The 22,185-nt window shown below is 71.8% G+C and carries 24 protein-coding genes; 10 read left to right on the plus strand and 14 right to left on the minus strand.

From position 1 onward, the window contains the following. Window positions 1-27: 27 nt before the first annotated feature. On the plus strand, window positions 28-393 hold the full coding sequence (locus ACFZBP_RS06295) for a heavy metal-binding domain-containing protein (RefSeq protein WP_391410506.1): 366 nt from the start codon (window positions 28-30) through the stop codon (window positions 391-393). A 25-nt stretch (window positions 394-418) separates the two neighbouring features. Here the strand turns inward: ACFZBP_RS06295 and ACFZBP_RS06300 are convergent, their stop codons facing one another. Continuing rightward, window positions 419-1,180, minus strand: a complete 762-nt coding sequence (locus ACFZBP_RS06300) for a TipAS antibiotic-recognition domain-containing protein (RefSeq protein WP_391410507.1) — start codon at window positions 1,178-1,180, stop codon at window positions 419-421. An 89-nt stretch (window positions 1,181-1,269) separates the two neighbouring features. Between ACFZBP_RS06300 and ACFZBP_RS06305 the strand changes: the two genes are divergently transcribed. Beyond that, a complete protein-coding gene (locus ACFZBP_RS06305) occupies window positions 1,270-2,691 on the plus strand; it encodes a glutamate decarboxylase (RefSeq protein WP_391410509.1) in 1,422 nt (473 codons plus the stop codon). Window positions 2,692-2,706: 15 nt separating this feature from the next. Here ACFZBP_RS06305 and ACFZBP_RS06310 read toward each other — a convergent pair whose 3' ends face one another. From ACFZBP_RS06310 to ACFZBP_RS06330, 5 genes are all read right to left on the minus strand, one after another. Further along, window positions 2,707-3,462 (minus strand): ABC transporter permease, encoded by a 756-nt coding sequence (locus ACFZBP_RS06310; protein ID WP_391411576.1) that lies wholly within the window; start codon window positions 3,460-3,462, stop codon window positions 2,707-2,709. A 2-nt stretch (window positions 3,463-3,464) separates the two neighbouring features. Continuing rightward, window positions 3,465-4,430, minus strand: a complete 966-nt coding sequence (locus ACFZBP_RS06315) for an ATP-binding cassette domain-containing protein (RefSeq protein WP_383449505.1) — start codon at window positions 4,428-4,430, stop codon at window positions 3,465-3,467. A gap of 72 nt (window positions 4,431-4,502) precedes the next feature. Beyond that, complete coding sequence (locus tag ACFZBP_RS06320; protein ID WP_391410512.1) at window positions 4,503-5,144, minus strand: helix-turn-helix transcriptional regulator; 642 nt, start codon at window positions 5,142-5,144, stop codon at window positions 4,503-4,505. Window positions 5,145-5,192: 48 nt separating this feature from the next. Then, window positions 5,193-6,653: an aldehyde dehydrogenase family protein gene (locus ACFZBP_RS06325; RefSeq protein ID WP_391410514.1), complete on the minus strand. Its 1,461-nt coding sequence runs from the start codon at window positions 6,651-6,653 to the stop codon at window positions 5,193-5,195. 93 nt (window positions 6,654-6,746) lie between these two features. Further along, on the minus strand, window positions 6,747-7,574 hold the full coding sequence (locus tag ACFZBP_RS06330; protein WP_391411578.1) for a Scr1 family TA system antitoxin-like transcriptional regulator: 828 nt from the start codon (window positions 7,572-7,574) through the stop codon (window positions 6,747-6,749). A 323-nt stretch (window positions 7,575-7,897) separates the two neighbouring features. Here ACFZBP_RS06330 and ACFZBP_RS06335 point away from each other — a divergent pair, with 323 nt between their 5' ends. Then, window positions 7,898-8,422, plus strand: a complete 525-nt coding sequence (locus ACFZBP_RS06335; RefSeq protein ID WP_391410516.1) for an ATP-binding protein — start codon at window positions 7,898-7,900, stop codon at window positions 8,420-8,422. A 90-nt stretch (window positions 8,423-8,512) separates the two neighbouring features. Here ACFZBP_RS06335 and ACFZBP_RS06340 read toward each other — a convergent pair whose 3' ends face one another. The 5 genes from ACFZBP_RS06340 to rpmG all read right to left on the minus strand — a co-directional run bounded on the left by ACFZBP_RS06340 (window position 8,513) and on the right by rpmG (window position 11,261). Beyond that, window positions 8,513-8,731 (minus strand): DUF397 domain-containing protein, encoded by a 219-nt coding sequence (locus tag ACFZBP_RS06340; RefSeq protein WP_383449549.1) that lies wholly within the window; start codon window positions 8,729-8,731, stop codon window positions 8,513-8,515. Window positions 8,732-9,438: 707 nt separating this feature from the next. Then, complete coding sequence (gene rpsR, locus ACFZBP_RS06345) at window positions 9,439-9,672, minus strand: 30S ribosomal protein S18 (protein ID WP_383449501.1); 234 nt, start codon at window positions 9,670-9,672, stop codon at window positions 9,439-9,441. Window position 9,673: 1 nt separating this feature from the next. Beyond that, the gene (locus tag ACFZBP_RS06350; RefSeq protein WP_383449500.1) at window positions 9,674-10,837 is read right to left on the minus strand and encodes a CobW family GTP-binding protein; all 1,164 of its coding nucleotides are present in this window, start codon (window positions 10,835-10,837) and stop codon (window positions 9,674-9,676) included. Next, entirely contained in the window at window positions 10,837-11,094 is a 258-nt protein-coding gene (locus ACFZBP_RS06355) for a type B 50S ribosomal protein L31 (protein WP_391410520.1), read from the minus strand. The genes ACFZBP_RS06350 and ACFZBP_RS06355 overlap by 1 nt, the downstream gene beginning before the upstream one ends. Window positions 11,095-11,096: 2 nt before the next feature. Beyond that, window positions 11,097-11,261 carry a 50S ribosomal protein L33 gene (gene rpmG, locus ACFZBP_RS06360; RefSeq protein ID WP_015658813.1) on the minus strand — a complete coding sequence of 55 codons (165 nt, stop codon included), beginning with the start codon at window positions 11,259-11,261 and terminating at the stop codon, window positions 11,097-11,099. Between the two features lie 62 nt (window positions 11,262-11,323). On the opposite strand from rpmG, the gene rpmB reads away from it, so the two are divergent. From rpmB to ACFZBP_RS06380, 4 genes are all read left to right on the plus strand, one after another. After that, window positions 11,324-11,560 (plus strand): 50S ribosomal protein L28, encoded by a 237-nt coding sequence (rpmB, locus tag ACFZBP_RS06365; RefSeq protein ID WP_391410522.1) that lies wholly within the window; start codon window positions 11,324-11,326, stop codon window positions 11,558-11,560. After that, the gene (rpsN, locus tag ACFZBP_RS06370; RefSeq protein ID WP_391410524.1) at window positions 11,560-11,865 is read left to right on the plus strand and encodes a 30S ribosomal protein S14; all 306 of its coding nucleotides are present in this window, start codon (window positions 11,560-11,562) and stop codon (window positions 11,863-11,865) included. Before rpmB ends, rpsN begins: the two co-directional genes overlap by 1 nt. Before the next feature lie 125 nt (window positions 11,866-11,990). Next, window positions 11,991-12,521: a hypothetical protein gene (locus ACFZBP_RS06375; protein ID WP_391410527.1), complete on the plus strand. Its 531-nt coding sequence runs from the start codon at window positions 11,991-11,993 to the stop codon at window positions 12,519-12,521. A gap of 123 nt (window positions 12,522-12,644) precedes the next feature. Then, a complete protein-coding gene (locus ACFZBP_RS06380; RefSeq protein WP_391411581.1) occupies window positions 12,645-13,121 on the plus strand; it encodes a DUF4232 domain-containing protein in 477 nt (158 codons plus the stop codon). 12 nt (window positions 13,122-13,133) lie between these two features. On the opposite strand, the gene ACFZBP_RS06385 is transcribed toward ACFZBP_RS06380, so the two are convergent. Next, the gene (locus ACFZBP_RS06385) at window positions 13,134-14,279 is read right to left on the minus strand and encodes a DUF2786 domain-containing protein (protein WP_391410529.1); all 1,146 of its coding nucleotides are present in this window, start codon (window positions 14,277-14,279) and stop codon (window positions 13,134-13,136) included. Between the two features lie 107 nt (window positions 14,280-14,386). Between ACFZBP_RS06385 and ACFZBP_RS06390 the strand changes: the two genes are divergently transcribed. The 3 genes from ACFZBP_RS06390 to ACFZBP_RS06400 are packed head-to-tail and all read left to right on the plus strand — an operon-like array spanning window position 14,387 to window position 17,432. Beyond that, window positions 14,387-14,860 carry a GNAT family N-acetyltransferase gene (locus ACFZBP_RS06390; RefSeq protein WP_391410531.1) on the plus strand — a complete coding sequence of 158 codons (474 nt, stop codon included), beginning with the start codon at window positions 14,387-14,389 and terminating at the stop codon, window positions 14,858-14,860. A gap of 54 nt (window positions 14,861-14,914) precedes the next feature. Beyond that, entirely contained in the window at window positions 14,915-15,694 is a 780-nt protein-coding gene (locus ACFZBP_RS06395) for a Clp protease N-terminal domain-containing protein (protein ID WP_383449493.1), read from the plus strand. A gap of 34 nt (window positions 15,695-15,728) precedes the next feature. Further along, window positions 15,729-17,432 (plus strand): bifunctional 3'-5' exonuclease/DNA polymerase, encoded by a 1,704-nt coding sequence (locus ACFZBP_RS06400; RefSeq protein ID WP_391410534.1) that lies wholly within the window; start codon window positions 15,729-15,731, stop codon window positions 17,430-17,432. Here ACFZBP_RS06400 and ACFZBP_RS06405 read toward each other — a convergent pair whose 3' ends face one another. After that, complete coding sequence (locus tag ACFZBP_RS06405; RefSeq protein ID WP_391410536.1) at window positions 17,433-20,912, minus strand: BTAD domain-containing putative transcriptional regulator; 3,480 nt, start codon at window positions 20,910-20,912, stop codon at window positions 17,433-17,435. It abuts the gene before it with no gap. 367 nt (window positions 20,913-21,279) lie between these two features. Next, window positions 21,280-22,176 (minus strand): glycosyltransferase family 2 protein, encoded by an 897-nt coding sequence (locus ACFZBP_RS06410; protein WP_383449490.1) that lies wholly within the window; start codon window positions 22,174-22,176, stop codon window positions 21,280-21,282. Window positions 22,177-22,185 lie beyond the last annotated feature (9 nt).

The raw sequence follows: 22,185 nt of genomic DNA on the forward strand, positions 1-22,185 counted from the left end.
GCCCCGGCTGGGACAAAGCTGTGGTTCATGGGCATCGAAGAGTTCGGCGGCGGTCAGGGACCGCGATCCGACGTTCTGGTCGTGACCACGAACGACGTCCCCGGCCACCGCGTGACCGAGGTCGTCGGCGAGGTCTTCGGGCTGACCGTGCGCTCCCGGCACGTCGGCAGCCAGCTCGGCGCCGGGCTGAAGTCGCTGGTCGGCGGTGAGATCAAGGGGCTGACCAAGACCCTCGTGGAGACCCGCAACCAGGCCATGGACCGCCTCGTGGAGCAGGCACGCGCGCGTGGCGCGAACGGTGTGCTGGCCTTCCGCTTCGACGTGACCCAGGCGGCCGACGTGGGCACCGAGGTGTGTGCCTACGGGACTGCGGTGGTCCTGGCCCGGGAGTGACCCGTACGGGGTCCCGGGCCGGGGATCACGGGGTGTGGCGGACGGCGTTCGCCAGGATCGCGTCACGCAGGTACTCGGCGAGACCGGGGCGGATCCTGTCGTACGTCGCGGTGAACCGCGGGTCGGCGACGTACATGTCGCCCAGCGAGGTGTGCATCTCGTGCGAGCAGTCGTAGTAGGTGCCGGCGATGAAGCGGCGGTGTTCCTCCGCCGTGTCCATGGCGGGCTCGGAGTCGGCCGGTGTGCCGGCGGCCATCAGGTCGGCCATGCGCTGGTGGATCGCGCCCATCTCGTCGTTGGCGCGCTTCCAGTCCTCCTTGGTGAAGGACGCGGTGCGCCGCTGCGACTGCCGGTAGGCGTCGGTGTCGCCCCAGCGCTCCCGCACCTCGTCCTCGTACTGGTCCGGGTCGAAGTCGCCGAACACCTCGAACTTCTCCTCCGGCGTCAGATTGATCCCCATCTTGCGTGCCTCCAAGGCGTGCTCCACGGCCGCCGCCATCTTCTGGAGCCTGTCGATCCGGGCGGTCAGCAGTTCGTGCTGGCGGCGCAGGTGTGCGCGCGGGTCCGCGTCCGGGTCGTCGAGCAGGGCGGCGACCTCCTCGAGCGGGAAGCCGAGCTCGCGGTAGAACAGGATCTGCTGCAGCCGGTCGAGGTCGGCGTCGCTGTAGCGCCGGTGGCCCGCGTGGCTGCGCTCGCTGGGTACGAGCAGGCCGATGTCGTCGTAGTGGTGCAGGGTGCGCACCGTCACCGCGGCGAAACCGGCGACCTGTCCCACGGAGTAGCTCACTTCCGCTCCCTTCTGTGTTCCGCACTCCACGGTGGGTCCTCACGTCGCGTGAGGTGCAAGCCCGGCGGCCCGGACCTACCGTCGTATGCATGCCACTGCATCCTGGGAACAGCGAAGCACCGGACGACAAGGGCGGCGGACGCAGGCTCGCCGTCAACCCCTTCTACGGCGAGACGAACCCGGTCAGCGGCATGACCGAGGCCCCGCCCACGCATCGGCTGCCCGACGCGCCCCTGTCACCGTCGACGGCGTACCAGCTGGTGCACGACGAGCTGATGCTGGACGGCAACTCCCGGCTCAATCTGGCCACCTTCGTCACCACCTGGATGGAGCCGCAGGCCGGGGTGCTGATGGCGGAGTGCCGGGACAAGAACATGATCGACAAGGACGAGTACCCGCGCACCGCCGAGCTGGAACGGCGCTGTGTGGCGATGCTCGCCGACCTGTGGAACGCGCCGGACCCGGCGGCGGCCGTGGGCTGTTCGACGACCGGGTCGAGCGAGGCGTGCATGCTCGCCGGGATGGCGCTGAAGCGGCGCTGGGCCACGCGCAACGCCGACCGCTACCCAGGCGCCCGCCCGAACCTGGTGATGGGGGTCAACGTCCAGGTCTGCTGGGAGAAGTTCTGCAACTTCTGGGAGGTCGAGCCCCGCCTGGTCCCGATGGAGGGCGAGCGGTTCCATCTCGATCCGGGGGCGGCGGCCGAGCTGTGCGACGAGAACACCATCGGGGTCGTCGGGATCCTGGGCTCGACCTTCGACGGTTCGTACGAGCCGATCGCGGACCTGTGCGCCGCTCTGGACGCCCTCCAGGAGCGCACGGGGCTGGACGTCCCGGTGCATGTCGACGGCGCGTCAGGGGCCATGGTGGCGCCCTTCCTCGACGAGGACCTGGTGTGGGACTTCCGGCTGCCGAGGGTCGCCTCGATCAACACCTCGGGGCACAAGTACGGGCTGGTCTACCCGGGGGTCGGCTGGGCGCTGTGGCGGGACGGGGCGGCGCTGCCGGAGGAGCTCGTCTTCCGCGTCAACTACCTGGGCGGCGACATGCCGACCTTCGCGCTGAACTTCTCCCGGCCGGGCGCCCAGGTCGTGGCGCAGTACTACTCGTTCCTGCGGCTGGGCAGGGAGGGGTACCGGGCGGTGCAGCAGGCCTCGCGGGACGTGGCGCGCAGGGTCGCGGACGCCGTGGCGAAGCTGGGCGACTTCCGGCTGCTGACCAGGGGCGACGAGCTGCCGGTGTTCGCCTTCACGACGGCCCCGGACGTGCGGGCGTACGACGTCTTCGACGTCTCGCGGCGGCTGCGGGAGAAGGGCTGGCTGGTTCCGGCGTACACCTTCCCGCCGAACCGGGAGGATCTGTCGGTGCTGCGGGTCGTCTGCCGCAACGGCTTCTCGGAGGACCTGGGCGAGCTGTTCCTGGAGGACCTGGGCCGGGTCCTGCCGGAGCTGCGCCGGCAGCCGCACCCCTTCACCCAGGACAGGGGGGCGGCCACCGGCTTCCATCACTAGGCGGCGGGGCGGTGGCTAGCGGCTGAGGCGGGCGAAACGGCGTACCGCCAGCGGGAAGAACACCGCGAGCAGTGCCAGCGGCCAGATGATCGCCGCCCCGACGGTGTCCGCGTCCGTGCCGCCGAACAGGTCCCGTACGGCCGTCGCCGTCTGGGACATCGGGTTCCACTCGACGACCGTGCCCAGCCAGCCGGGCATCGAGCCGGGCAGGGCGAGGGCGTTGGAGAGGAAGCCGACCGGCCAGACCAGGATCTGCACCGCCTGGACCATCTCCGGCTTGCCGGCCACCAGCGCCAGGTGGATGCCGATCCACAGCATGGCGAAGCGGAAGAGCAGGAGCAGGCCCACGGCGCCCAGGAAGGCCCCGGGGCCGCCGTCGGCACGCCAGCCCAGTGCGTGTCCGACGCCCATGAGGACGAAGAGGGCGAGCGCCGACTGGAGCATGTCGGCGGCCGAACGGCCCACCAGGACCGCCCCGTTGGCCATCGGCAGGGACCGGAAGCGGTCGATGACGCCCTTGTTGAGGTCCTGGGTGACCGCGATCATCGTGCCCTCCAGCCCGAAGGCCATGGTGAGCGCGAGCATGCCGGGCAGGAGGTAGTCGATGTAGGAGCCCTGGACGCCCCGGCCGCCGCCGACGAGGTAGCCGAACATCAGCAGCAGCATCACGGGGAAGACCAGGTTGACCACGACCTGCACGGGCTGCCGTGCCCAGTGGGCGAGTTCGCGGCGGGTCATGGTCCAGGAGTCGGTCAGGGCGTGGGCGCTCATGCTCATGCGGGCTCCTTCACTCGGTGCTCGTCCCCTGTGAGGTGCAGGAACACCTCGTCGAGCGTCGGCCGGCGCAGTGCGACGTCCTCCGCCTCGATGCCTGCGGCCTCCAGGGCCCGTACGACACCGGAGAGCGCCGCCATCCGGTCGGTGACCGGGGCGCTGAGCAGGCGCCGGTCGGGGTCGACGGAGACGTCGTCCTTCGGTACGGGCAGCAGGGCGACGGCCGCGCCGAGCTGTCCGGCGTCGCGCAGGACGACGTCGATGCGGGAGCCTCCGGTCAGCGCCTTGAGCTGGTCCGCCGTGCCGTCGGCGATGACGCGGCCGGCGTCGACGACCGAGATGCGGTCGGCGAGCTGGTCGGCCTCCTCCAGATACTGGGTGGTGAGCAGGACCGTGGTGCCGCCGCCGACCAGGGAGCGGACCGCGGACCAGACCTCGGTGCGGCCGCGCGGGTCGAGGCCGGTGGTGGGTTCGTCCAGGAAGAGCACCTCCGGGTCGGTGATGAGGGACGCCGCCAGGTCCAGCCGCCGGCGCATGCCGCCGCTGTACCGCCCGACCGGCTTGCGGCCGGTGTCGGCGAGTCCGAAGCGCTCCAGCAGTTCGTCGGCGCGCACGCGCGCGTGGCGGGCGCCCAGGTGGTGGAGGCGGCCGAACATCTCCAGGTTCTGCCGACCGCCCAACTCCTCGTCCACGGCCGCGTGCTGGCCGAGCAGTCCGATCCGCAGGCGCACCTCGTACGCCTGGCGCACCACGTCCTGTCCGGCCACCTCGACCCGGCCGCTGTCCGGCCGCAGCAGGGTGGACAGGATGCGGACCAGGGTGGTCTTGCCCGCGCCGTTCGGGCCGAGCACTCCGTGCACGGTGCCGCGCGCGACCGTGAGGTCGAGCCCGTCCAGTGCGTTCTTGCCGGCTTTGCCGCCGTACTTCTTGCGTGCCCTTTCGACGGTGATCGCCGCGTCGGCCACTGAGACCCCCTCGCTAGTCAAACTTGACTACAAGCTCAAAGTAGAGCAACGCCCGGGATTGGTCAAACTTGATTAGAGGACGTCCCCTGGATGGCTCTCCCCCGTCGCGTACGGGTTCTCCTCGCCCTCGGCCAGCACGCCGACGAACGGGTCCCCCTCGTCGGCGAAGGTGTAGGCGCCGTCTTCGAGCCGCTCGATCAGCCCGCTGGTCCAGCCCCGCTCGGAGTCCGCCGTGTGGACCCACATGTTCATGATCTCGCCGATGTGACCGAGCTGCCCGGGCCCGTCCTCGGGCACGTAGTGGGCCACGACGGAGGCCCGCCACTCCTCGATCCGCCGGGTCCGCTCCTTCAACAGCGTCACAGCCTCGGCCCTCGGCAGGTCGACCATGAAGCCGAGGGCGGCCGTCTTCACGTCTCCGCGCTGGTCGTAGGTGACCAGCGCGTCGCGCAGCAGCGTGAAGTACTCCTCGGTCCCCGCGTCCGTGAGTTCGTACTCCGTGCGCGGGGGGCCGCCGGCCGTGGACGGCGCGATCTCGTGCGCGTGCAGCAGGCCCTGCTTCGCCATCTGCTTGAGCGCGTGGTAGATCGAGCCGGGCTTGGCGTTGGACCACTCGTGCGCACCCCAGTACTCCAGGTCGTTGCGCACCTGGTAGCCGTGGGCGCGGCCGTGCATACGGACCGCGCCGAGCACGAGGAGACGGATCGCTGACATGCGGTCCAGGTTATGACCTGGGGTCGGGGCGGCAGCGGCCAGGAAGCCTCAGAACGGGAATCCGCTGCGGCCGTGCTGCACGGAGATCCACTTGATCGTGGTGAACGCGTCCAGCATCGTCTCGCCGTTCAGGCGGCCGAGGCCGGAGTGCTTCTCGCCGCCGAAGGGCACGATCGGCTCGTCGTGGACCGTGCCGTCGTTCACATGGAACATGCCGGTGTCGATCTGCTTGGCGAAGTTCACGCCCCGCTCGACGTTCCCGGTGTGGACGGCGCCGCTCAGGCCGTACGGGGTGTCGTTGACGAGGCGTACGGCCTCCTCCTCGCCGTCGAACGGGATGAGGAAGGCGACCGGGCCGAAGACCTCCTGCTGGAGCAGGGGGGAGCCGGCGGGGACGCCGGTGAGGACCGAGGGCTCGACGAGGTTGTCCGTCGTCGTGCCGTGCACCAGGGCCGTCGCGCCCTCGGCGATGGCCTGCTGCACGGTGGCCGAAAGGGCGTCCGCCTGCGAGGAGTTGATCACCGGGCCGATGACGGTCTCGGGGTCGCGCGGGTCGCCCGCCTTGAGGGTCCGCACCTTGGCGACGAACTTCTCGGTGAACTCGTCCGCCACCGAGCGGTCCACGAGGACCCGGTTCGCGGCCATGCAGACCTGGCCCTGGTGGACGTAGCGGCTGAAGACCGCCGCGTCGACCGCGTAGTCGATGTCGGCGTCGTCGAGCACCACGATGGCGCTGTTGCCGCCGAGTTCGAGGACCGAGCGCTTGAAGAGGGAGGCGCAGACGGTGGCGACATGGCGGCCGACCTTGTCGGAGCCGGTGAAGGAGATGACCTTCGGGACCGGGTGCTCGATGAAGGCGTCGCCGATCTCCGCGATGTCCGTGACGACGACGTTCAGCAGGCCGGCCGGGAGGCCCGCGTCCTCGAAGATCTTCGCGACCAGGGTGCCGCCGCAGATCGGGGTGTTCTGGTGCGGCTTGAGGACCACGCCGTTGCCGAGCGCGAGGGCCGGGGCGACCGACTTGATCGAGAGGAGGAAGGGGAAGTTGAAGGGGCTGATCACGCCCACGACGCCGACCGGGACGCGGTAGACGCGGTTCTCCTTGCCGTCCGTCGGGGACGGGATGATCCTACCCTCGGGGCGCAGTGCCAGGTGGACCGCCTCGCGCAGGAACTCCTTGGCGAGGTGGAGCTCGAAGGCCGCCTTCAGCCGGGTACCGCCGAGCTCGGCGATGATCGCCTCGGTGATCTCCTGCTCGCGGTCCTCTATCAGGCGCAGCGCCTTCTCGAAGACGGCACGGCGGGCGTACGGGTTGGTGGCGCCCCACTGCTTCTGCGCGCGGGCGGCGGCCTGGTAGGCGTCGTCGACCTCGTCGACCGTGGCTATGGTGATCGACGCCAGCTTCTCGCCGTCGTACGGGTTGAAGTCGATGATGTCCCAGGAACCTGAGCCCGGGCGCCACTCACCGTCGATGTACTGCTGAGCCAGGTCGGTGAAGTAGGACGACATGTGATCCCTCAATCCCTAGCGGACACCCGCTCGACCGATCACGAACGCCTTGATCGTCTTCACGGTCTGATCACACGTCATCGTACTTGTGATTCAAGAGAGTTGAAGGAGTCCCCTGAGAAGATCCCGGCTCTCGTCCGGCCCGGGGCTGTCCTGCTGGAGCTCCTTCAGCGCCGTCTCGTACTGGGTGACGTCCTCGTGCTTGTCGAGGTAGAGCGCGCTGGTGAGCTGCTCCAGGTAGACGACGTCGGAGAGGTCGGACTCGGGGAAGCTGAGGATCGTGAAGGCGCCGGACTCGCCGGAGTGGCCGCCGAAGCTGAACGGCATGATCTGGAGCCGTACGTTGGGGCGCTGGGAGATCTCGATCAGGTGCTGGAGCTGGCCGCGCATCACCTCGCGGTCTCCGTACGGGCGGCGCAGCGCGGCCTCGTCCAGGACGATGTGGAACTCGGGGGCGCCGCTGTCGTCGAGCAGGTACTTCTGCCGCTCCAGGCGAAGCGCCACGCGCTTTTCGATGTCGGCCGCGCTCGCGCCCTTCATGCCGCGCTTGACGACCGCGCGGGCGTACGCCTGCGTCTGCAACAGGCCGTGCACGAACTGCACTTCGTACGCCCGGATGAGGCTGGCGGCGCCCTCCAGGCCGACGTAGGTGGGGAACCAGCTGGGCAGGACGTCGGAGTAACTGTGCCACCAGCCCGCCACGTTGGCCTCGCGGGCGAGGGAGAGGAGCGAGGCGCGCTCCTGCTCGTCCGTGATGCCGTAGAGCGTCAGCAGGTCCTCGACGTCTCGCGTCTTGAAGCTCACCCGGCCCAGCTCCATCCGGCTGATCTTCGACTCGGAGGCGCGGATGGAGTAACCCGCCGCCTCGCGCGTGATCCCGCGCGCTTCCCGCAGTCGCCTCAGTTGCGAGCCGAGCAGCATGCGCCGCACCACCGATCCGGGCTCTCCCGCGCTCACGTTCGCCAGCCTCCCCAACCGTCTTCAGGGCCCGCAGTCTGCCACTAAATCACTTCGAGCAGTACTCGTCCGATTACAGATATGGAAAGAAGACAAGAGTTACTGACAGGCGGGAGACCTGGAAAGCGGTTGAAGTTGGCGGAAAAAATGGCCAACAAGCGGTACGGGAGCGTCCAATTCGGTCACGTGCACGTGCATCTGCCCTTGCATCTGCCCTGCGCATCGGAAACCATGGTCCCGCGCAACCGCTGCATCGCAACGACCGCGAACTCCCGGGAGTGCCTCGCATGGGGACGAATGGATCGACCATGCTCGAGCCGTTACGGCAGGGCCTTCCGCCGCTGGATCCCGCAGCTGTCTCCAATGCCGCCTCCTGTGCGCTGCCCGCCCGCTATGAAGCGGTGCGTGAGGCGCGGAAGTTCACGCGCCGGACGCTGGAACAGTGGGAACTGGGCGATCGGTTCGACGATGTGTGTCTTGTCGTCTCCGAGTTGGTGACCAATGCCTTGCGCCATGCGTTGCCGGCGGGGGCGCAGCGGGAGTGCGATCAGGCACCGCCGCCTGTGCGACTGCATTTGATGCGGTGGACCGAGCGGCTGGTGTGTGCGGTTCGCGATCCCAGTCATGACAGTCCTGTCGCGCGCGATTCCGACGACTTCTCCGCGGAGTCCGGGCGGGGGTTGTTCCTTGTGGATTCCTTCAGCGACAGCTGGGGGTGGCAGCCGTTGGCCGGGGCGCTCAGCGGGAAGGTGGTCTGGGCGTTGTTCCGGCTTCCGGCTCGGGGGGCCGCGGCGGGGGCGTCGGGGGAATGAGCCCGCGGGGCGGCTCTCGGCGCTTGGGTCTACGCGCGTTGCTCGGTGGATCCGTGCAGGTGGGTGAGGCCGGGTGCGCGGAGCCGTGGGTCAGCCTGCGACCAAGTGGTCGAACTCGCCGTCCTTGATACCCAGGAGCATGGCCTCGATCTCGGCTCGGGTATAGACGAGCGCGGGGCCCTCCGGGAAGCGGGAGTTGCGTACGGCCACGTCTCCGCCGGGCAGGCGGGCGAATTCGACGCAGGAGCCCTGCGAGTTGCTGTGCCTGCTCTTCTGCCAGGCCACGCCGTTCAGATCCGTGGCTGCCATGCCGTTGTACACGTCGTGGTCCACAGATCGCTCCCCGGTGGTGCGGCGGTCAACTGATTCCGGATCATAGCCCTGTTTCACGTGCACGTGCATGAGCGGATGCACGTGCACGGGGGGTGTTCCTGTGGTTACTCCTGTGACGTATGGGGGCGGGTCTGGGTTCCGGGGGTGCTGGGGAGATGCCTGCGGCGGCCCCTTGGGGTTTGGTGGGGGTTCGCGTAGCGCGGTTCGGTGGGTTGGGGGTCGGGGCCGTGCCGGGGGGTGTCCGTCCTCGGTCGGGCGGCTCGGTTGCCTTGAGATGTGCTCTGCGTTGACGCCCGCCGCTGCGGGCGGACACCCCCCGACACGTCCCCTTCGCGCCGTCGGCGACCGCGGGTGCGTCCCGCCCCCGCCAGGCCTTTCGCCCCGTGGACGGCTGCGGGTCCGTCCCGCCCCCGCCATCCCTTTCGCGCCATGGGCGACTGCGGGTGCGTCTCGTCCCCGCCATCCCTTTCGCGCCGTGGACGGCTGCGGGTGCGTCTCGCCCCCGCCAGGCCTTTCGCGCCATGGGCGACTGCGGGTGCGTCTCGGACGCCCCCGACATTCCCCCTCGCGCCGCGGTCGGCTCAGGGTGCGTCCACTGCAACCCCCTAGGGGCGCGGGGAACTGCGCGACCAGCCACAACGCACCCGCAGACGACACAGCGCGGCACCGCGCCAGGCGCAGTGTCAGCGGGAGGCGTAGGGGAGGAGGGCCATTTCCCTGGCGTTCTTGATGGCCCTGGCCAGGTGGCGTTGTTGTTGGGACGTCACGCGGGTGACGCGGCGGCTGCGGATCTTGCCTCGGTCGGAGAGGAAGCGGCGGAGGAGGTCGGTGTCCTTGTAGTCGATGTAGGTGATGCCGGCCTGGTCGAGGGGGTTGGGGCGGGGCTTGGTGGGCTTGTGGGTGGGGTGGCGGGGCATGTCAGACCTCCAGGAGGGTGTCGAAGGCGGGTGGGAGTTGTTTCCAGGCGTCGCGGCCGGCCGCGTACTCGGCGTCGGTGAGGAGGCACGATTCGAGGAGTTGCTCCAGGCCGTCGCGGTCCAGGGCGGGGGACGTGAAGACCAGGTGCTGGCAGCAGTCCCCGTGCTCGGGGTGCCAGTCCAGGGCGGCCGCGGCGCGGCGGATCGGGGGGACCATGTCCCAGGCCGCGTCGGGGAGGGAGGCGAGCCAGGGGCCCGCGCTCTCCACGCACAGGGCACCGCCCGCGGCGTCCCAGTGGAGCAGGACGTCCGGTTTGTCGGCGAGCCAGAAGCGGCCCCGGCTGCGGGCCGCCGCGCAGGTCAGGTCCTCCAGGGCCGCGTAGAGGCGCTCGGGGTGGAAGGGGCGGCGGCGGTGCCAGACGACGGTGGTGACGCCGTGCGCGTCGGCCTCGGCGGGGAGCAGGGCGCAGGCGGGGTGCTGGGCCGCGTCGGCCGACTCGACGTCGAAGCCGGACAGGGCCGCGCGGGCGAGGGGGGACGGGTGGCGGGTGCGCGGTGGCGGAACGGTCAGGTCGTCGGGGGTGACGGGGACCTGGTGGGCCGTCGGGTGGAGTTGGGCGAGGAGTTCGCGGTCCTCGTCGTCGGCCTCCGGGGAGTCGGTGACGGCGAGGACGGGGGCGTACTCCAGTTGGCGGGCGAAGGTGTCGGCGACCGTGCGCTGGTCGGTCGCCGCGGCGGCGAGGCCCCGTTCGGCGAGGTCGTCGCCGTTGCCCAGGTACGGCAGGACCAGTGCCGGGTCGACCGCGGTGATCACGCCGGTGAGGGTCAGTCCCCCGGCCGTGACCACCTCGGCCATCGCCTTCGGCTCGACCGAGTCCCAGAGTTCGACGACCGCCATGCGCGTGCCGCCGGCCTCCTGGATCCTCAGCAGTTCGGGCACCAGGTCCTCGCGCAGGGCGCAGCAGGCGCAGTCGTTGACGAGGGGGGCCTCGCCGGTGCTGACGAGGCCGGTGGCGTCGCGGATCGTGCGGACGACCGTGCCGGCTGCGGCCGTCGCGAGGTCGTGGTGGAGCACGAGACTGTCGGGGACGTCGGCGAGCAGCTGGGCGACGGTCGCCCTGCGGGCGTCCGCGTGCAGGCCGGCGACGATCACGACGGAGAGCATCAGCCCTTCTTTCCGTAGCGGCGTTCGAAGCGCTCCACGCGACCGGCCGTGTCCAGGACGCGGGCCGTGCCGGTGTAGAAGGGGTGGCTCACGTTCGAGATCTCCACGTCCACGACCGGGTAGGTGTTGCCGTCCGCCCACTCGATCGTCCTGTCGGTGGGCACGGCGGCGAGCGTCGAGCGGGTGAGGAAGGCGTGGCCCGCGGCTCGGTCGCGGAAGACGACCGGGCCATAGGCGGGGTGGATTCCGTCGCGCATGATCAGCGCTCCTCTCGGAAGTCGACGTGGCGGCCCGCGACCGGGTCGTACTTGCGCAGGGTCATGCGGTCCGGGTCGTTGCGGCGGTTCTTTCGGGTCACATAGGTGAAGCCGGTGCCGGCGGTGGACCGGAGCTTGATGACCGGGCGGAGTTCGTTGCGTGCCATGCTGCTACCTTACTGAAAATGAATTCCATTAGCTGAAGCCAGCGAGGAGAGGTTCGTCACCTGTGTCCGCCCACTGCATGCTGACCGGCGCCCAGCCCGGGTTCGGCAACTCCATTTCCCACTCGCATCGGCGGACCTCCCGCCGCTTCGACCCGAACATCCAGACCAAGCGCTACTGGCTGCCCGGCGAGGGCCGGTATGTGCGGCTGCGGCTGAGCGCCAGGGGGATCAAGACCGTGGACGTCATCGGCGTCGAGGCGGCCGTGGCCCGGATCCGCGCCCGGGGGGTGAAGATCTGATGGCCAAGAAGAGCAAGATCGCGAAGAACGAGCGGCGGCAGGAGACCGTCGCGCGGTACGCCGCCCGGCGGGCCGAGCTGAAGGAGATCATCCGCCGGCCTTCGTCGACCGATGCCGAACGGCTCGACGCCCGGCGGGAGCTGAGCCGGCAGCCGCGGGACGCGAGTGCCACGCGGGTGCGCAACCGCGACCAGGTGGACGGGCGGCCGCGCGGCTATCTCCGGGCCTTCGGGCTGTCCCGGGTGTCGTTGCGGGAGCAGGCGCACGCCGGGTATCTGCCGGGGGTGCGCAAGGCGTCCTGGTAGAGGTGGCGGGCGGGTGTGCCGGTGAGTCCTGCCGACGAAGGGACTGCCTGGTAACTTGCTGCGGTCGTTTCGGCCACCGTGGCCGACTCGGCCGTATGCCGACCGCTACAGCTTGGGAGCTTCCAGTGACCTCGGCGACTTTCTCGCGTACGCGCACGATGTCGGGCCGGCGGATGCGGGTCGTGGCGGTGGCCGCGTCCCTGGTCGGCGCGCTCGCCCTGACCGCGTGCAGCGGCGACGGCGACTCCGACGCCAAGCCCACGGACGGCCCCTCGGCCGGTTCCTCCGCGACCGCCAGTGCCGACACGGGCAGCGGTACGGGCGGGTCGGCCGCGGCCTCCGACGAGCTGGAGGGCAGTTGGCTGGCCACGACCGACGGCAAGGCGGTCGTGCTGGTCGTCACCGGCGCCAAGGCCGCGCTCTTCACGACCGGCGGGACCGTGTGCAGCGGGACCGCCGGTGAGCAGGACGGGATGCGGATGATCCGTCTCAAGTGCCCGGACGCCCGCAAGGACCGGGCCGTCGGGATGGTCGACTCCGTCGGCGCGGAGCGGCTGAAGGTCACCTGGGAGGGCGGTCTCGGCGCGGAGACGTACACCAAGGCGGAGGGCGGGAAGCTGCCTACGGGGCTGCCCACGGGCGGGCTGGGTCAGTGATGTTTGATCGGTGACTGTCCGCTCCATCGGTGCGGTGACCGCCACCCGGTCGCCGACGTCTCCTCCAGAGGACCCATGCGCGCCACTTCCCTCACCGTCGCCGCCCTCGCCGCGGCCCTCCTCCTGACCGCCTGCGACGACGGGGACAAGGGCCAGGACAGCAAGGCCGACTCCGCCTGCGCCGAGTTGAGCGTGCGGTTCGGGCCCGGCAACGCCGCGCCCGCCGCCGGGGACACCGGCAACGTGCCCGTCACGATCACCAATGGCGGCGACGCCGAGTGCGTCCTGGAAGGTCTGCCCGGTGTCGAACTGGACTCGGGTGACGCCATGACCGCCGTCGCGGCCGACGAGGCTGCCGAGTCCGCCGGGGCGAAGAAGAAGACGACCCTCGTGAAGGAGGCCTCCACCTCCTTCACCCTCACCTATGTCCGGGGGGAGGGCGGTGGCACGAAAAGCCTCGGTGTGCGGCGGGTGAAGATCCATCTGCCCGGGGTCGACGGGACGCGCGACTTCAAGTGGTCGTACGGCGATGTCGCGCTGAAGAGCGACGGGCAGACGCCGGACGCCACGGTGAGCGGGTTCCAGCAGTCCGGGGACTGAGTCCCCCGCGGGTCAGCGCAGGGGGCGGCGCGGGGCCACTTGTGCCCGGTCGGCCGCCTCCGAGCCCTCGACCCAGCCCGCCTCGTCGCTGACGCCACGCAGGCGGGTCGTGGTCGTCTCGGGGAACATGCGGTCCAGCCGGTCGGTGACGGCCACCTCGCGGGAGGCCAGGACGGGGAGCAGGTCCTGGGTGACCTGGGTCCGCGCCGCCTCGGCCAGGCGGGTGCCTATGCGGTGCGCGTAGGCAGCGAGGAACGACTGCCGGAAGGTCTTCGTACGTTTGCGGCCGCCCGCCCGCTGGGCCGCCTCCGCCCTGGTCATCGCGGTCTGCGCCTGCACGAGGAGCGAGGTGTGCAGGAGCTCGACCACCTCCAGGTCGGCCTCGAAGCCGACGACCGTGGAGAAGGCGAACGGCTCGTTCCACACGGCACGGCAGTGGTTGGCGGTCGCCACCGCGTCCAGCAGGACGGCCTTCGCCTGTTCGTACGGTGGTTCGACACCGATCCGGCAGGCGCAGGGCACGTCCCTCGTGGCGTCCGGGGCGTGCGTGCGGCTCGCGAGGAGAGCCTCGTCGATGCTGTGCCGGGCCATCAGTTCCTGTGCCTTGGCGCTGAGCGCCTCCGCCTCCTCCGGAAAGCCCGTCGCCTCCGCCTTCGCCAGCAGCGCCCGGATACGGCCGAGCATGCGGGACTCGGGCCGGGGCCGCCCCGCGGCCGACGTGACCGGCTCGTCCAAGGGCTCCAGCGCGGGCAGGCGCAGCAGCAGGCGGTACAGCTCCAGGACGGCGGTCGCGTGCGAGAAGCGGTCCGTGCGGGGCGGCGCCTCGGTGGGCAGGTCGTCGAGCTGCGCGGTCCAGCGGGGGCCGCGGGGCCGGTCGTCCGGCCGCTGCGCCCGGATCAGCGCCGCCAGCAGCCGTACGTGCACCTCGTCCAGCTCCCGCCGCACCAGCCGTACGACATCGGCGGGCTGCCAGCCCCGCCGCCAGGCCCCCGCCACGAACTCCCGCCCACGCCGATCGAGCTCCGCGTCCGCCTCGGGGGCGGCGGCGAGGAGGGAGGCGCCGGTGTCGAGGGCGTCGTCGGAGTCGGCGTAGAGGGCGTGCTGGAAGGCTCGGTCGACGGGGCTCGGGGTGTCGCTCTGACTGTGCTTGCTGCTCACTCGGTGATGGTGCCATGGGGTGGGAGGGGGTGACTGGGCGCCTGTGGCGTGGGTGGGTGGGGAAATCCCGTTGTGTGGGGGGTCGGGTGTGCCTAGTTTGCGGGGGCATGGATGGGATTCGGGTCGTGCGGTTTGATCATCCCGATGCCGTGAGGCTCTCCGGGCTGGTGCAGGCCGAGTATGTGCGGCGGTACGGCTATGACGACATGACTCCGCTGCGTCCGGGGCATTTCGATCCGCCGGGTGGGCTGTTCCTGGTCGCGTATCTCGCGGGCGAGGCCGTGGGGTGTGGGGGCTGGCGGGTGCAGGAGGCGGGGGCCGAGGGGTATGCGGTCGGAGATGCCGAGGTGAAGCGGATGTTCGTGGTGCCCGAGGCTCGGGGGCGTGGGGTCGCCCGGCGGATTCTGGGGGCACTGGAGGAGAGTGCGCGAGCTGCCGGCCGGCTGCGGATGGTGCTGGAGACGGGGACGCCGTTGCACGAGGCGATGGGACTGTACGCGGCCTGCGGGTATGTGCCCACGGCCAACTTCGGTCCTTATCGGGGGTATTCCGACAGTCGCTGCTTCGCCAAGGCACTGTGAGGCAGGTGTCAACCGAAGGTTGACAGAGGCAGGGTGTCAACTTACGGTTGACACATGTCGACGAACCCCAGCATCACGTCATCCGTACGTCTCGACGAGCTCATCGCGGCCATCAAGAAGGTCCACGACGAGCCCCTCGATCAGCTGCAGGACGCGGTGATCGCCGCCGATCACCTCGGTGAGGTGGCCGACCACCTGATCGGTCACTTCGTGGACCAGGCCCGGCGCTCAGGTGCCTCCTGGACCGACATCGGCAAGAGCATGGGCGTCACCCGGCAGGCCGCGCAGAAGCGGTTCGTGCCCAAGGAGTCGACCGACCTCGACCCGCAGCAGGGCTTCGGCCGCTACACGCCGCGTGCCCGCAACACGGTGATGGCCGCCCACAACGAGGCCGTCGCCGCGCGCAACGCCGAGGGCCGCCCGGAGCACCTCGTCCTCGGTCTGCTGGCCGAGCCGGACGGGCTGGCCGCGAAGGCGATCACGGCGCAGGGCGTCCCGCTGGACTCGGTGCGCCAGGCCGCCACCGCCGCCCTGCCGCCGGCCGCGGACAGCGTCCCCGAGCTCGTCCCCTACGGCTCCGACGCCAAGAAGGTGCTGGAGCTGACCTTCCGCGAGGCCCTGCGCCTCGGGCACAACTACATCGGCACCGAGCACATCCTGCTCGCCCTGCTGGAGTTCGAGAACGGCACCGGCGTGCTGTACGGGCTCGGGCTCACCAAGGACGCGGTGGAGGCGTACCTCGTCGAGATGCTCTCCCAGTTCCTGAACAGCGGGGTGCAGACGGTCAAGGAGGCCGACGAGGGGGCCGGAGAGGAGGGTGCGGCGCAGGACTGAGGGCGTTGTCAGACCCAGGTGCCACACTCGCTGCATGACCGACCGGTGGGCACTCGCTCCGGCCGAGGACGGTGGCGTGGAGACCGCCCCCCTCGGCCCGGACGGGCTGCCCGCGGGACCGGTGCGCCGGGAGGCGGACCTGGCTGCGGCCGTGCGGGGGCGGCCCGAGGTCACGCGGTGGGTGTGGCGGTCCACCGCCGAGGTCTATCCGCGCCTGCTCGCCACGGGGGTGCGAGTGGAGCGGTGCTACGACGTCGAGGACGCCGAGACCCTGCTGCTCGGCCACGAGGGGCGGCACGGCGAACCGAGGTCGGCCGCCGCCGCCCTCGCCCGGCTGCGCCGCCTCCCGGTGCCCCCCGACCCGCCCCAGCGGGCCGCCGAACCGGGCTCGCAGTCCCCGCTGTTCGAACCGCAGGCGGTCCATGTGCCGCTGGCCGACCTCGTCGAGGTCTACGCCGACCAGCAGCGCCGGCACGACGCCACCGCCCACCCGGAGCGGATGCGGCTGCTCACCGCGGCCGAGTCGGCGGGGATGCTGGTCGCCGCCGAGATGAACCGGGCCGGGTTGCCGTGGAGCGCCGAGGCGCACCGCCGGGTCCTGCACGATCTGCTCGGCGAGCGGTATGCCGGAGGCGGGGAGCCGCGGCGGCTGGCCGAGCTGGCGGACGAGGTGTCGGCCGCGTTCGGACGCCGGGTGCGGCCCGATCTGCCGGCCGATGTGATCAAGGCCTTCGCACAGGCCGGGATCAAGGTCAGATCGACCCGCCGCTGGGAGATCGAGTCCCTCGACCATCCGGCGGTGAAGCCGCTGGTCGAGTACAAGAAGCTGTACCGGATCTGGGTGGCCCACGGCTGGTCCTGGCTGCAGGACTGGGTGCGGGACGGGCGGTTCCGGCCGGAGTTCCTCGCGGGTGGCACGGTCACCGGGCGGTGGGTGACCAACGGCGGGGGCGGGCTGCAGATCCCGAAGGTCATCCGGCGTGCCGTGGTCGCCGACCCCGGCTGGCGGCTCGTCGTGGCCGACGCCGACCAGATGGAACCCCGGGTGCTGGCGGCGATCTCCCGTGACCCCGGGCTGATGGAGGTGGCCGGCCGGGAGACCGACCTCTACCAGTCCGTCTCCGACCGCGCCTTCTCCGGCGACCGCGCCCAGGCCAAGCTCGCCGTGCTGGGCGCCGTGTACGGCCAGACGTCCGGCGACGGACTCAAGAACCTCGCCGCGCTCAGACGCCGGTTCCCCCGGGCGGTCGCGTACGTCGACGAGGCGGCGCGGGCCGGTGAGGAGGGGCGGCTCGTGCGGACCTGGCTGGGGCGAACCTGTCCGCCGGCGGCCGGGGCGACGGACGACGCCGCCGAGGAGGCGGGCATTCCCTTGCCGGACACCGAGGACGAACCGGGCGGCGGCTCCGGTCCGCAGGAGTGGGTGCCGGGCTACGCCTCGACCAACGCCCGCGCCCGGGGCCGCTTCGCCCGGAACTTCGTCGTGCAGGGCAGCGCGGCCGACTGGGCGCTGCTGCTGCTCGCCGCGCTGCGGCGCACCTGTGCGGACATGGCGGCGGAACTGGTCTTCTTCCAGCACGACGAGGTGATCGTGCACTGTCCCGAGGAGGAGGCCGAAGCGGTCGTGAGAGCGATCCGGGAGGCGGCTGAGCTGGCGGGGCGGCTGACGTTCGGGGAGACGCCGGTGCGGTTTCCGTTCACCACGGCGGTCGTGGAGAGCTATGCCGACGCGAAGTGATCAGCGCCGGGCGGCGTCCGTGGCCGGGTCGGCCAGCAGCTGCCTCAGCTCCTCGACCACCGCCTTCTCGTCGGTGCCGTCCAGGAGATCGAGAGCCGTGCGCCATTCGGCGTACGCCTCCTGGACACGGCCGCGCTCGTGCAGCAGAAGCCCCTTCTGGTGGCGGGCCAGACCGCCCGTGTAGCGGTCGGCCCGGGCGTCGGCGCGGGCCAGGAGTTCGGCGCAGGCGTGGGTGGCGGGCTCGGTGCGGCCCAACAGGCGCAGGGCGCGGACCAGGCCGAGGCGGGTCTGGGACTCGCCGTGCCAGTCGCCGTGGCCGCCGAGGATGCGCAGGCTCTCCCCGAAGTGCTCGGCGGCTGCGGCCGGTTCGCCGAGGGTGAGGTGGGCGTAGCCGATGTTGCAGTGGGCGGAGTGCTGCACGATGACGTTGCCGATCTCGTCGCCGATCGCCAGTGAGCGGCGGTGCTGCTCTATGGCGGCGCGCGGGTCGGTGTGCTCGTACAGGTTGCCGAGGTGGCTGTAGGTCACGGCCTCGCCGTGCGGGTCGTTCAACTGCCGTGAGTACGCGAGGCTCTGACGCAGCGCCTCGCCCGACTCGGCATAGCGGCCGAGACCTTCGAGCAGCAGACCCCGGTTGTTGAGGCAGCGGCGCGTCCAGGAGACCACTTCGAGGCGCCGCCAGATCGTCAGGGCCCGGTCGTTGAGGTGGAGCGCCTCGGACTGGCGGCCGGTCAGGAAGTGCAGACCGGCGAGGTCGCCCAGCGCGTAGGCCTCGGCGGCCTCGTCCCCGAGCCGCCGTGCGACGCGGAGGGCGACCGCGCCCAGCAGCTCCATCTCGGCGACTCGGCCGCTGCGTTGGAGGCAGGGGAAGAGGAGGCGGACGAGGGTGGAGAGGAGGGGGGCGGTCGGGCCGCCGGGGGTGGTGGGGCCGTCCTGTTCGTCGTGGTCGGTGCCGCCATGGCGTTCCGCGAGCGCGACGATGTTCTCCAGTTCCAGGTCGCCCCAGGCGAAGGCGGCTTCGGGGCTGTCGAAGGGCGGCACGGTGTCGACGCTCGCCGGGTGGTCCTGCGGTTGGGTCGGGGTCGGGCGGCGGCGGTCGTCGCGGTCGAGGCCCGGTTCGACGATGGCGGTGAGGGTGCGTTCGGCCACGGCGGCGTACCAGCGCAGGGCGGTCTCGGCGGTCCCGGTGAAGTCGCCGTCGGCCTCGGCGAGTTCGCGGGCGAAGTCGCGCACCAGGTCGTGCGGGGTGTAGCGGCCGTACGCCGTCTCCTCCAGGAGGGCCACGTCGACGAGGCGGTCGAGGGCGGCCTCGGCGCGGCGCTCGTCGGTGCCGGTGAGGCGGGCCAGCAGGGGGGCGCCGTACGCGGGCAGGTCCAGGGCGCCGATGCGACGCAGGGCGCGGGCGGCGTCCCGGTCGGCCTCGCGGTCGGAGGCGGCGAGGGCGTCGTGGGCGACGGCGAGGGAGCGGCGGACGCTCAGGTCGTCGTACTCCAGGTGGTGCAACCTGCTCTCGGTGGCGGCGAGTTGGCGGGCCAGCACGTCGGGGGTGAGGGCGCTGCGGGCGGCGAGTCGGGCGGCGACGATACGCAGGGCGAGCGGGAGGCCGCCGGTGAGGGCGACGAGGGGGTGGACGGCGTCGATGGTGGCGGTCGTGTCGGTCGTGGCGGTCGTGCCGTCGGTGGCTCGGTCGGCGGTGTCGTGGCCTTCGCGGACGCCTCGGCCCGAGGCCGCCCGCAGCAGCGCCGCGCTGTCCTCGGCCGGCAGGGGCGTGAGCGGGAAGCGGTGGGCGCCGTCGAGGGCCGTCAGCGGGGAGCGGCTGGTGACGATCACCGCGCAGCCGGGGGCGGCCGGGAGGAGCGGGCGTACCTGGGCGGCGTGCGCGGCGTCGTCCAGGACGAGGAGCGTGCGGGTCGGCGCGAGCAGGGAGCGCAGCAGCGCGGCGGCCGCGTCGGGGTGTTCGGGGATGGCGCGGGGGTCGGTGCCGAGGTCACGGAGCAGTGCGGTGAGGGCCTGGCCGGAGGTGAGCGGGGGCATGCCGGGGGTGGCGCCGTGCAGGTTGACGTGGAGCTGACCATCGGGGAAACGATTCGCCAGCCCGTGGGCGGCCTCCAGCGCGAGGGCGCTCTTGCCGACACCCGCCATGCCGCTGATGACGGCCACGGCCGTGTGGGGGCGCTGCCGCGCGGGGGCGGGGGTCGGCGCCGAGGTCGGGGACGGGGTGCGGGTCGATGCCGGGGACGGGGTTGAGGTCGACGCCGGTGTGAGGGTGCGGCGCAGGTCGTGGAGTACGGCGGCGCGGCCGGTGAAGTGGGCCGGGGGTGGCGGGAGTTGGGCCGGCCGGGGCGGGTCGGTGGGGGTGGCTCGGGGTGGAGCGGGCGGGGAGGTGGAGGCTTCTCCCGGCGGGAGCGCCGGGTCCCTGGGGGCGGGGGCAGCCGGGGTGGGCGCCTCGTGGCGGGCGGGGGCGGGGTGCGGGTGACGGAGGGGGGCGTCATCGCGCGTAGCGTCGAGGTTCGCGGGGGCCTCGGGCAGGTCGCCCTCGGGGGCGACGGCGGTGTCGAAGGCGCCGGGCGCCAGGCCACCGTCGTGTCCGGCCGGGTCCTGCGTCGCCGCCCTCAGGGCATGGTCGCCCCCGGCCCGCGCGGCACCGTCGGCCGATCCCTCCGCGCCCTCGCCGCCCTCACGACCGGCGCCCCCTCCCCCGCGCAGCACCTCCACATGTGCCTCCCGCACCCCCGCCCCCGGCTCCACGCCGAGCTCCTCGATCAGACGGGTGCGCAGGGCGCGGTGGACGGTCAGGGCCTCGGCTCGGCGGCCGGTGTGGTGGAGGGCGAGCATCAGGTGACGGTGGAAGGACTCGCGCAGGGGGTGTTCGGCGGCCAGGGCGGTCAGCTCGGGTACCAGGGCGTCCAGGCGCGGTCCCGCGATGTTCAGCTCGGCGTCGTAGCGCCACTCCATGAGCAGCAGCCGTGCCTCCGCCAGACGCTGGACGAGGGCGTAGCCGCCGACCTCGGCGGGCAGGCCGGCCAGCGGCGCGCCCCGCCACAGCGCGAGCGCCCGGGTGCATTCGCGCACCGTACGCTCCCAGTCCCGTCCGACGTGGGCGACGCGGGCCGCGGCGACGCGGCTGACGAAGACGTCGACGTCCAGTTCGCCCTCGTCGACGCGCAGGACGTAGCCGGGTGGCACCGCGCGCAGCCGTTCGGGGTCGTCGAGCAGGCGGCGCAGCCGGGCCACGTGGTTGTGCAGCGAGGCCTTCGCGGAGGCGGGGGGCGCGCCGCCCCACAGCACATCCTTCAGCGACTCCACGGAGACGATCCGGCCGCCCTCCAGCAGCAGCGCCGCGAACAGGGCCCGCACCTTGGGACTGCTGATCATCCGGACAGGGAGGTCCTGGGCGTCGTAAGAGGAGGCCCCCTCGGGGGCGTCCTCGAAGACCACCGGTGGTCCCAGCAGTCCGAACCGCAGCTCGTACCGCTTCACGCCGCCACTGCCTTCCCGCGCGGCGGGCCGTACCCGTGCCCGCGATCCGCCTCTTGTACGGCGGTTTTCCGCCACCCTCTTATCGACGGTTCTCGACCGGAAGGCGTTCCATGCAGGCCGTTTCCCTCGGTCGTTCATCGACTTCACGCCAGCGGAAGTACGTCGGAACGGACCACCGTTGGCCACATGTTAGCGATCCGTTGGCGCGACCTGATGTGATCACTTCATCGGATCCGGCCCGACGGCGCGCGCGTACGACGCGCAACTCGGGGGAGTGTCGCCGCCGCGCCGGATCCCGGGACGCATGTGGGTCCCGGTCGTCGGAGGTGAACGACCGGGGCCCGCGTCCCCTCCCCCGGGCCCCCTCTCAGATGACCGGCGGCCGGCCGAGGCGGCACAGCCCCCACACCGTGCGCCAGCGCATGGCACGCCGCTCGCCCGCCGGTTCCCGCAGGCCCTCCAGGAAGCCGCCGAACCAGGCGCGCAGACCGGCCGGCGAGTTCCGGTTGCGGACGAGGGTGAGGAGCACCCACACGCCGAGGTGCACCGGGATCAGCGGGAGCGGCAGTCGGCGGCGAGTCAGCCAGACGCGGTTGCGGGCGTTCACCCGGAAGTAGATGGCGTGCCGGGCGGGCGAGGTCTTCGGGTGCTGGAGGAGCAGTTCGGGCGCGTAGAGGATGCGCCAGCCGGCGTCGGCGGCCCGCCAGGCCAGGTCGGTCTCCTCGTGGGCGAAGAAGAACTCGGCGGGCCAGTCCCCGGTCTCCGCCAGCATCGTCATGCGCAGCGCGTGTCCGCCGCCGAGGAAGCCGGTGACGTAGCCGCCCCGCATCGGGTCCGACCCGCCGATCCTCGGCACGTGCCGCTGCTGGGTCTCGCCCTGCTCGTCGGCGATGCGGAAGCCGACGATGCCGAGCCGGTCGTCGGCCGCGTACAGGTCCCGTACGCGGCGCAGCACGTCGGCGTCGACGAGGAGGCCGTCGTCGTCCAGCTCGACCACGACGTCGACGTCGCCGAAGGCGCGCAGCCGCGCGAGGGCCACGTTTCGGCCGCCCGGGCAGCCCAGGTTCTCGTCGAGCTCGATCGGCGTGACCTCGCCGGGCAGCCCCAGCCGCTCGGCGAACTCGGGGAGCGGGCAGCCGTTGCCGACGACGACGATCCGGACCGGGGCGAGGTCCTGCTTGGCCACGGACTCGAGCAGCGCGTCGACCTCGGCGGGGCGGTTCCCCATGGTCACCACGGCGACAGCGATCCTCGGTTCCGTCATACCCTGCCC

The organism is Streptomyces sp. NPDC008086, from assembly GCF_042957325.1.
In the GTDB taxonomy this organism is placed as follows: Bacteria; Actinomycetota; Actinomycetes; order Streptomycetales; family Streptomycetaceae; genus Streptomyces.

Coding starts and splice junctions, on each gene's coding strand:
- ACFZBP_RS06295 (WP_391410506.1), top strand. CDS start 28: ATGGGCATCGAAGAGTTCGGCGGCGGTCAGGGACCGCGATCCGACGTT.
- ACFZBP_RS06305 (WP_391410509.1), top strand. CDS start 1,270: ATGCCACTGCATCCTGGGAACAGCGAAGCACCGGACGACAAGGGCGGC.
- ACFZBP_RS06310 (WP_391411576.1), bottom strand. CDS start 3,462: ATGAGCGCCCACGCCCTGACCGACTCCTGGACCATGACCCGCCGCGAA.
- ACFZBP_RS06320 (WP_391410512.1), bottom strand. CDS start 5,144: ATGTCAGCGATCCGTCTCCTCGTGCTCGGCGCGGTCCGTATGCACGGC.
- ACFZBP_RS06325 (WP_391410514.1), bottom strand. CDS start 6,653: ATGTCGTCCTACTTCACCGACCTGGCTCAGCAGTACATCGACGGTGAG.
- ACFZBP_RS06330 (WP_391411578.1), bottom strand. CDS start 7,574: ATGCTGCTCGGCTCGCAACTGAGGCGACTGCGGGAAGCGCGCGGGATC.
- ACFZBP_RS06335 (WP_391410516.1), top strand. CDS start 7,898: ATGGGGACGAATGGATCGACCATGCTCGAGCCGTTACGGCAGGGCCTT.
- ACFZBP_RS06340 (WP_383449549.1), bottom strand. CDS start 8,731: ATGGCAGCCACGGATCTGAACGGCGTGGCCTGGCAGAAGAGCAGGCAC.
- rpsR (WP_383449501.1), bottom strand. CDS start 9,672: ATGCCCCGCCACCCCACCCACAAGCCCACCAAGCCCCGCCCCAACCCC.
- ACFZBP_RS06350 (WP_383449500.1), bottom strand. CDS start 10,837: ATGCTCTCCGTCGTGATCGTCGCCGGCCTGCACGCGGACGCCCGCAGG.
- ACFZBP_RS06355 (WP_391410520.1), bottom strand. CDS start 11,094: ATGCGCGACGGAATCCACCCCGCCTATGGCCCGGTCGTCTTCCGCGAC.
- rpmG (WP_015658813.1), bottom strand. CDS start 11,261: ATGGCACGCAACGAACTCCGCCCGGTCATCAAGCTCCGGTCCACCGCC.
- rpsN (WP_391410524.1), top strand. CDS start 11,560: ATGGCCAAGAAGAGCAAGATCGCGAAGAACGAGCGGCGGCAGGAGACC.
- ACFZBP_RS06390 (WP_391410531.1), top strand. CDS start 14,387: ATGGATGGGATTCGGGTCGTGCGGTTTGATCATCCCGATGCCGTGAGG.
- ACFZBP_RS06395 (WP_383449493.1), top strand. CDS start 14,915: ATGTCGACGAACCCCAGCATCACGTCATCCGTACGTCTCGACGAGCTC.
- ACFZBP_RS06400 (WP_391410534.1), top strand. CDS start 15,729: ATGACCGACCGGTGGGCACTCGCTCCGGCCGAGGACGGTGGCGTGGAG.
- ACFZBP_RS06410 (WP_383449490.1), bottom strand. CDS start 22,176: ATGACGGAACCGAGGATCGCTGTCGCCGTGGTGACCATGGGGAACCGC.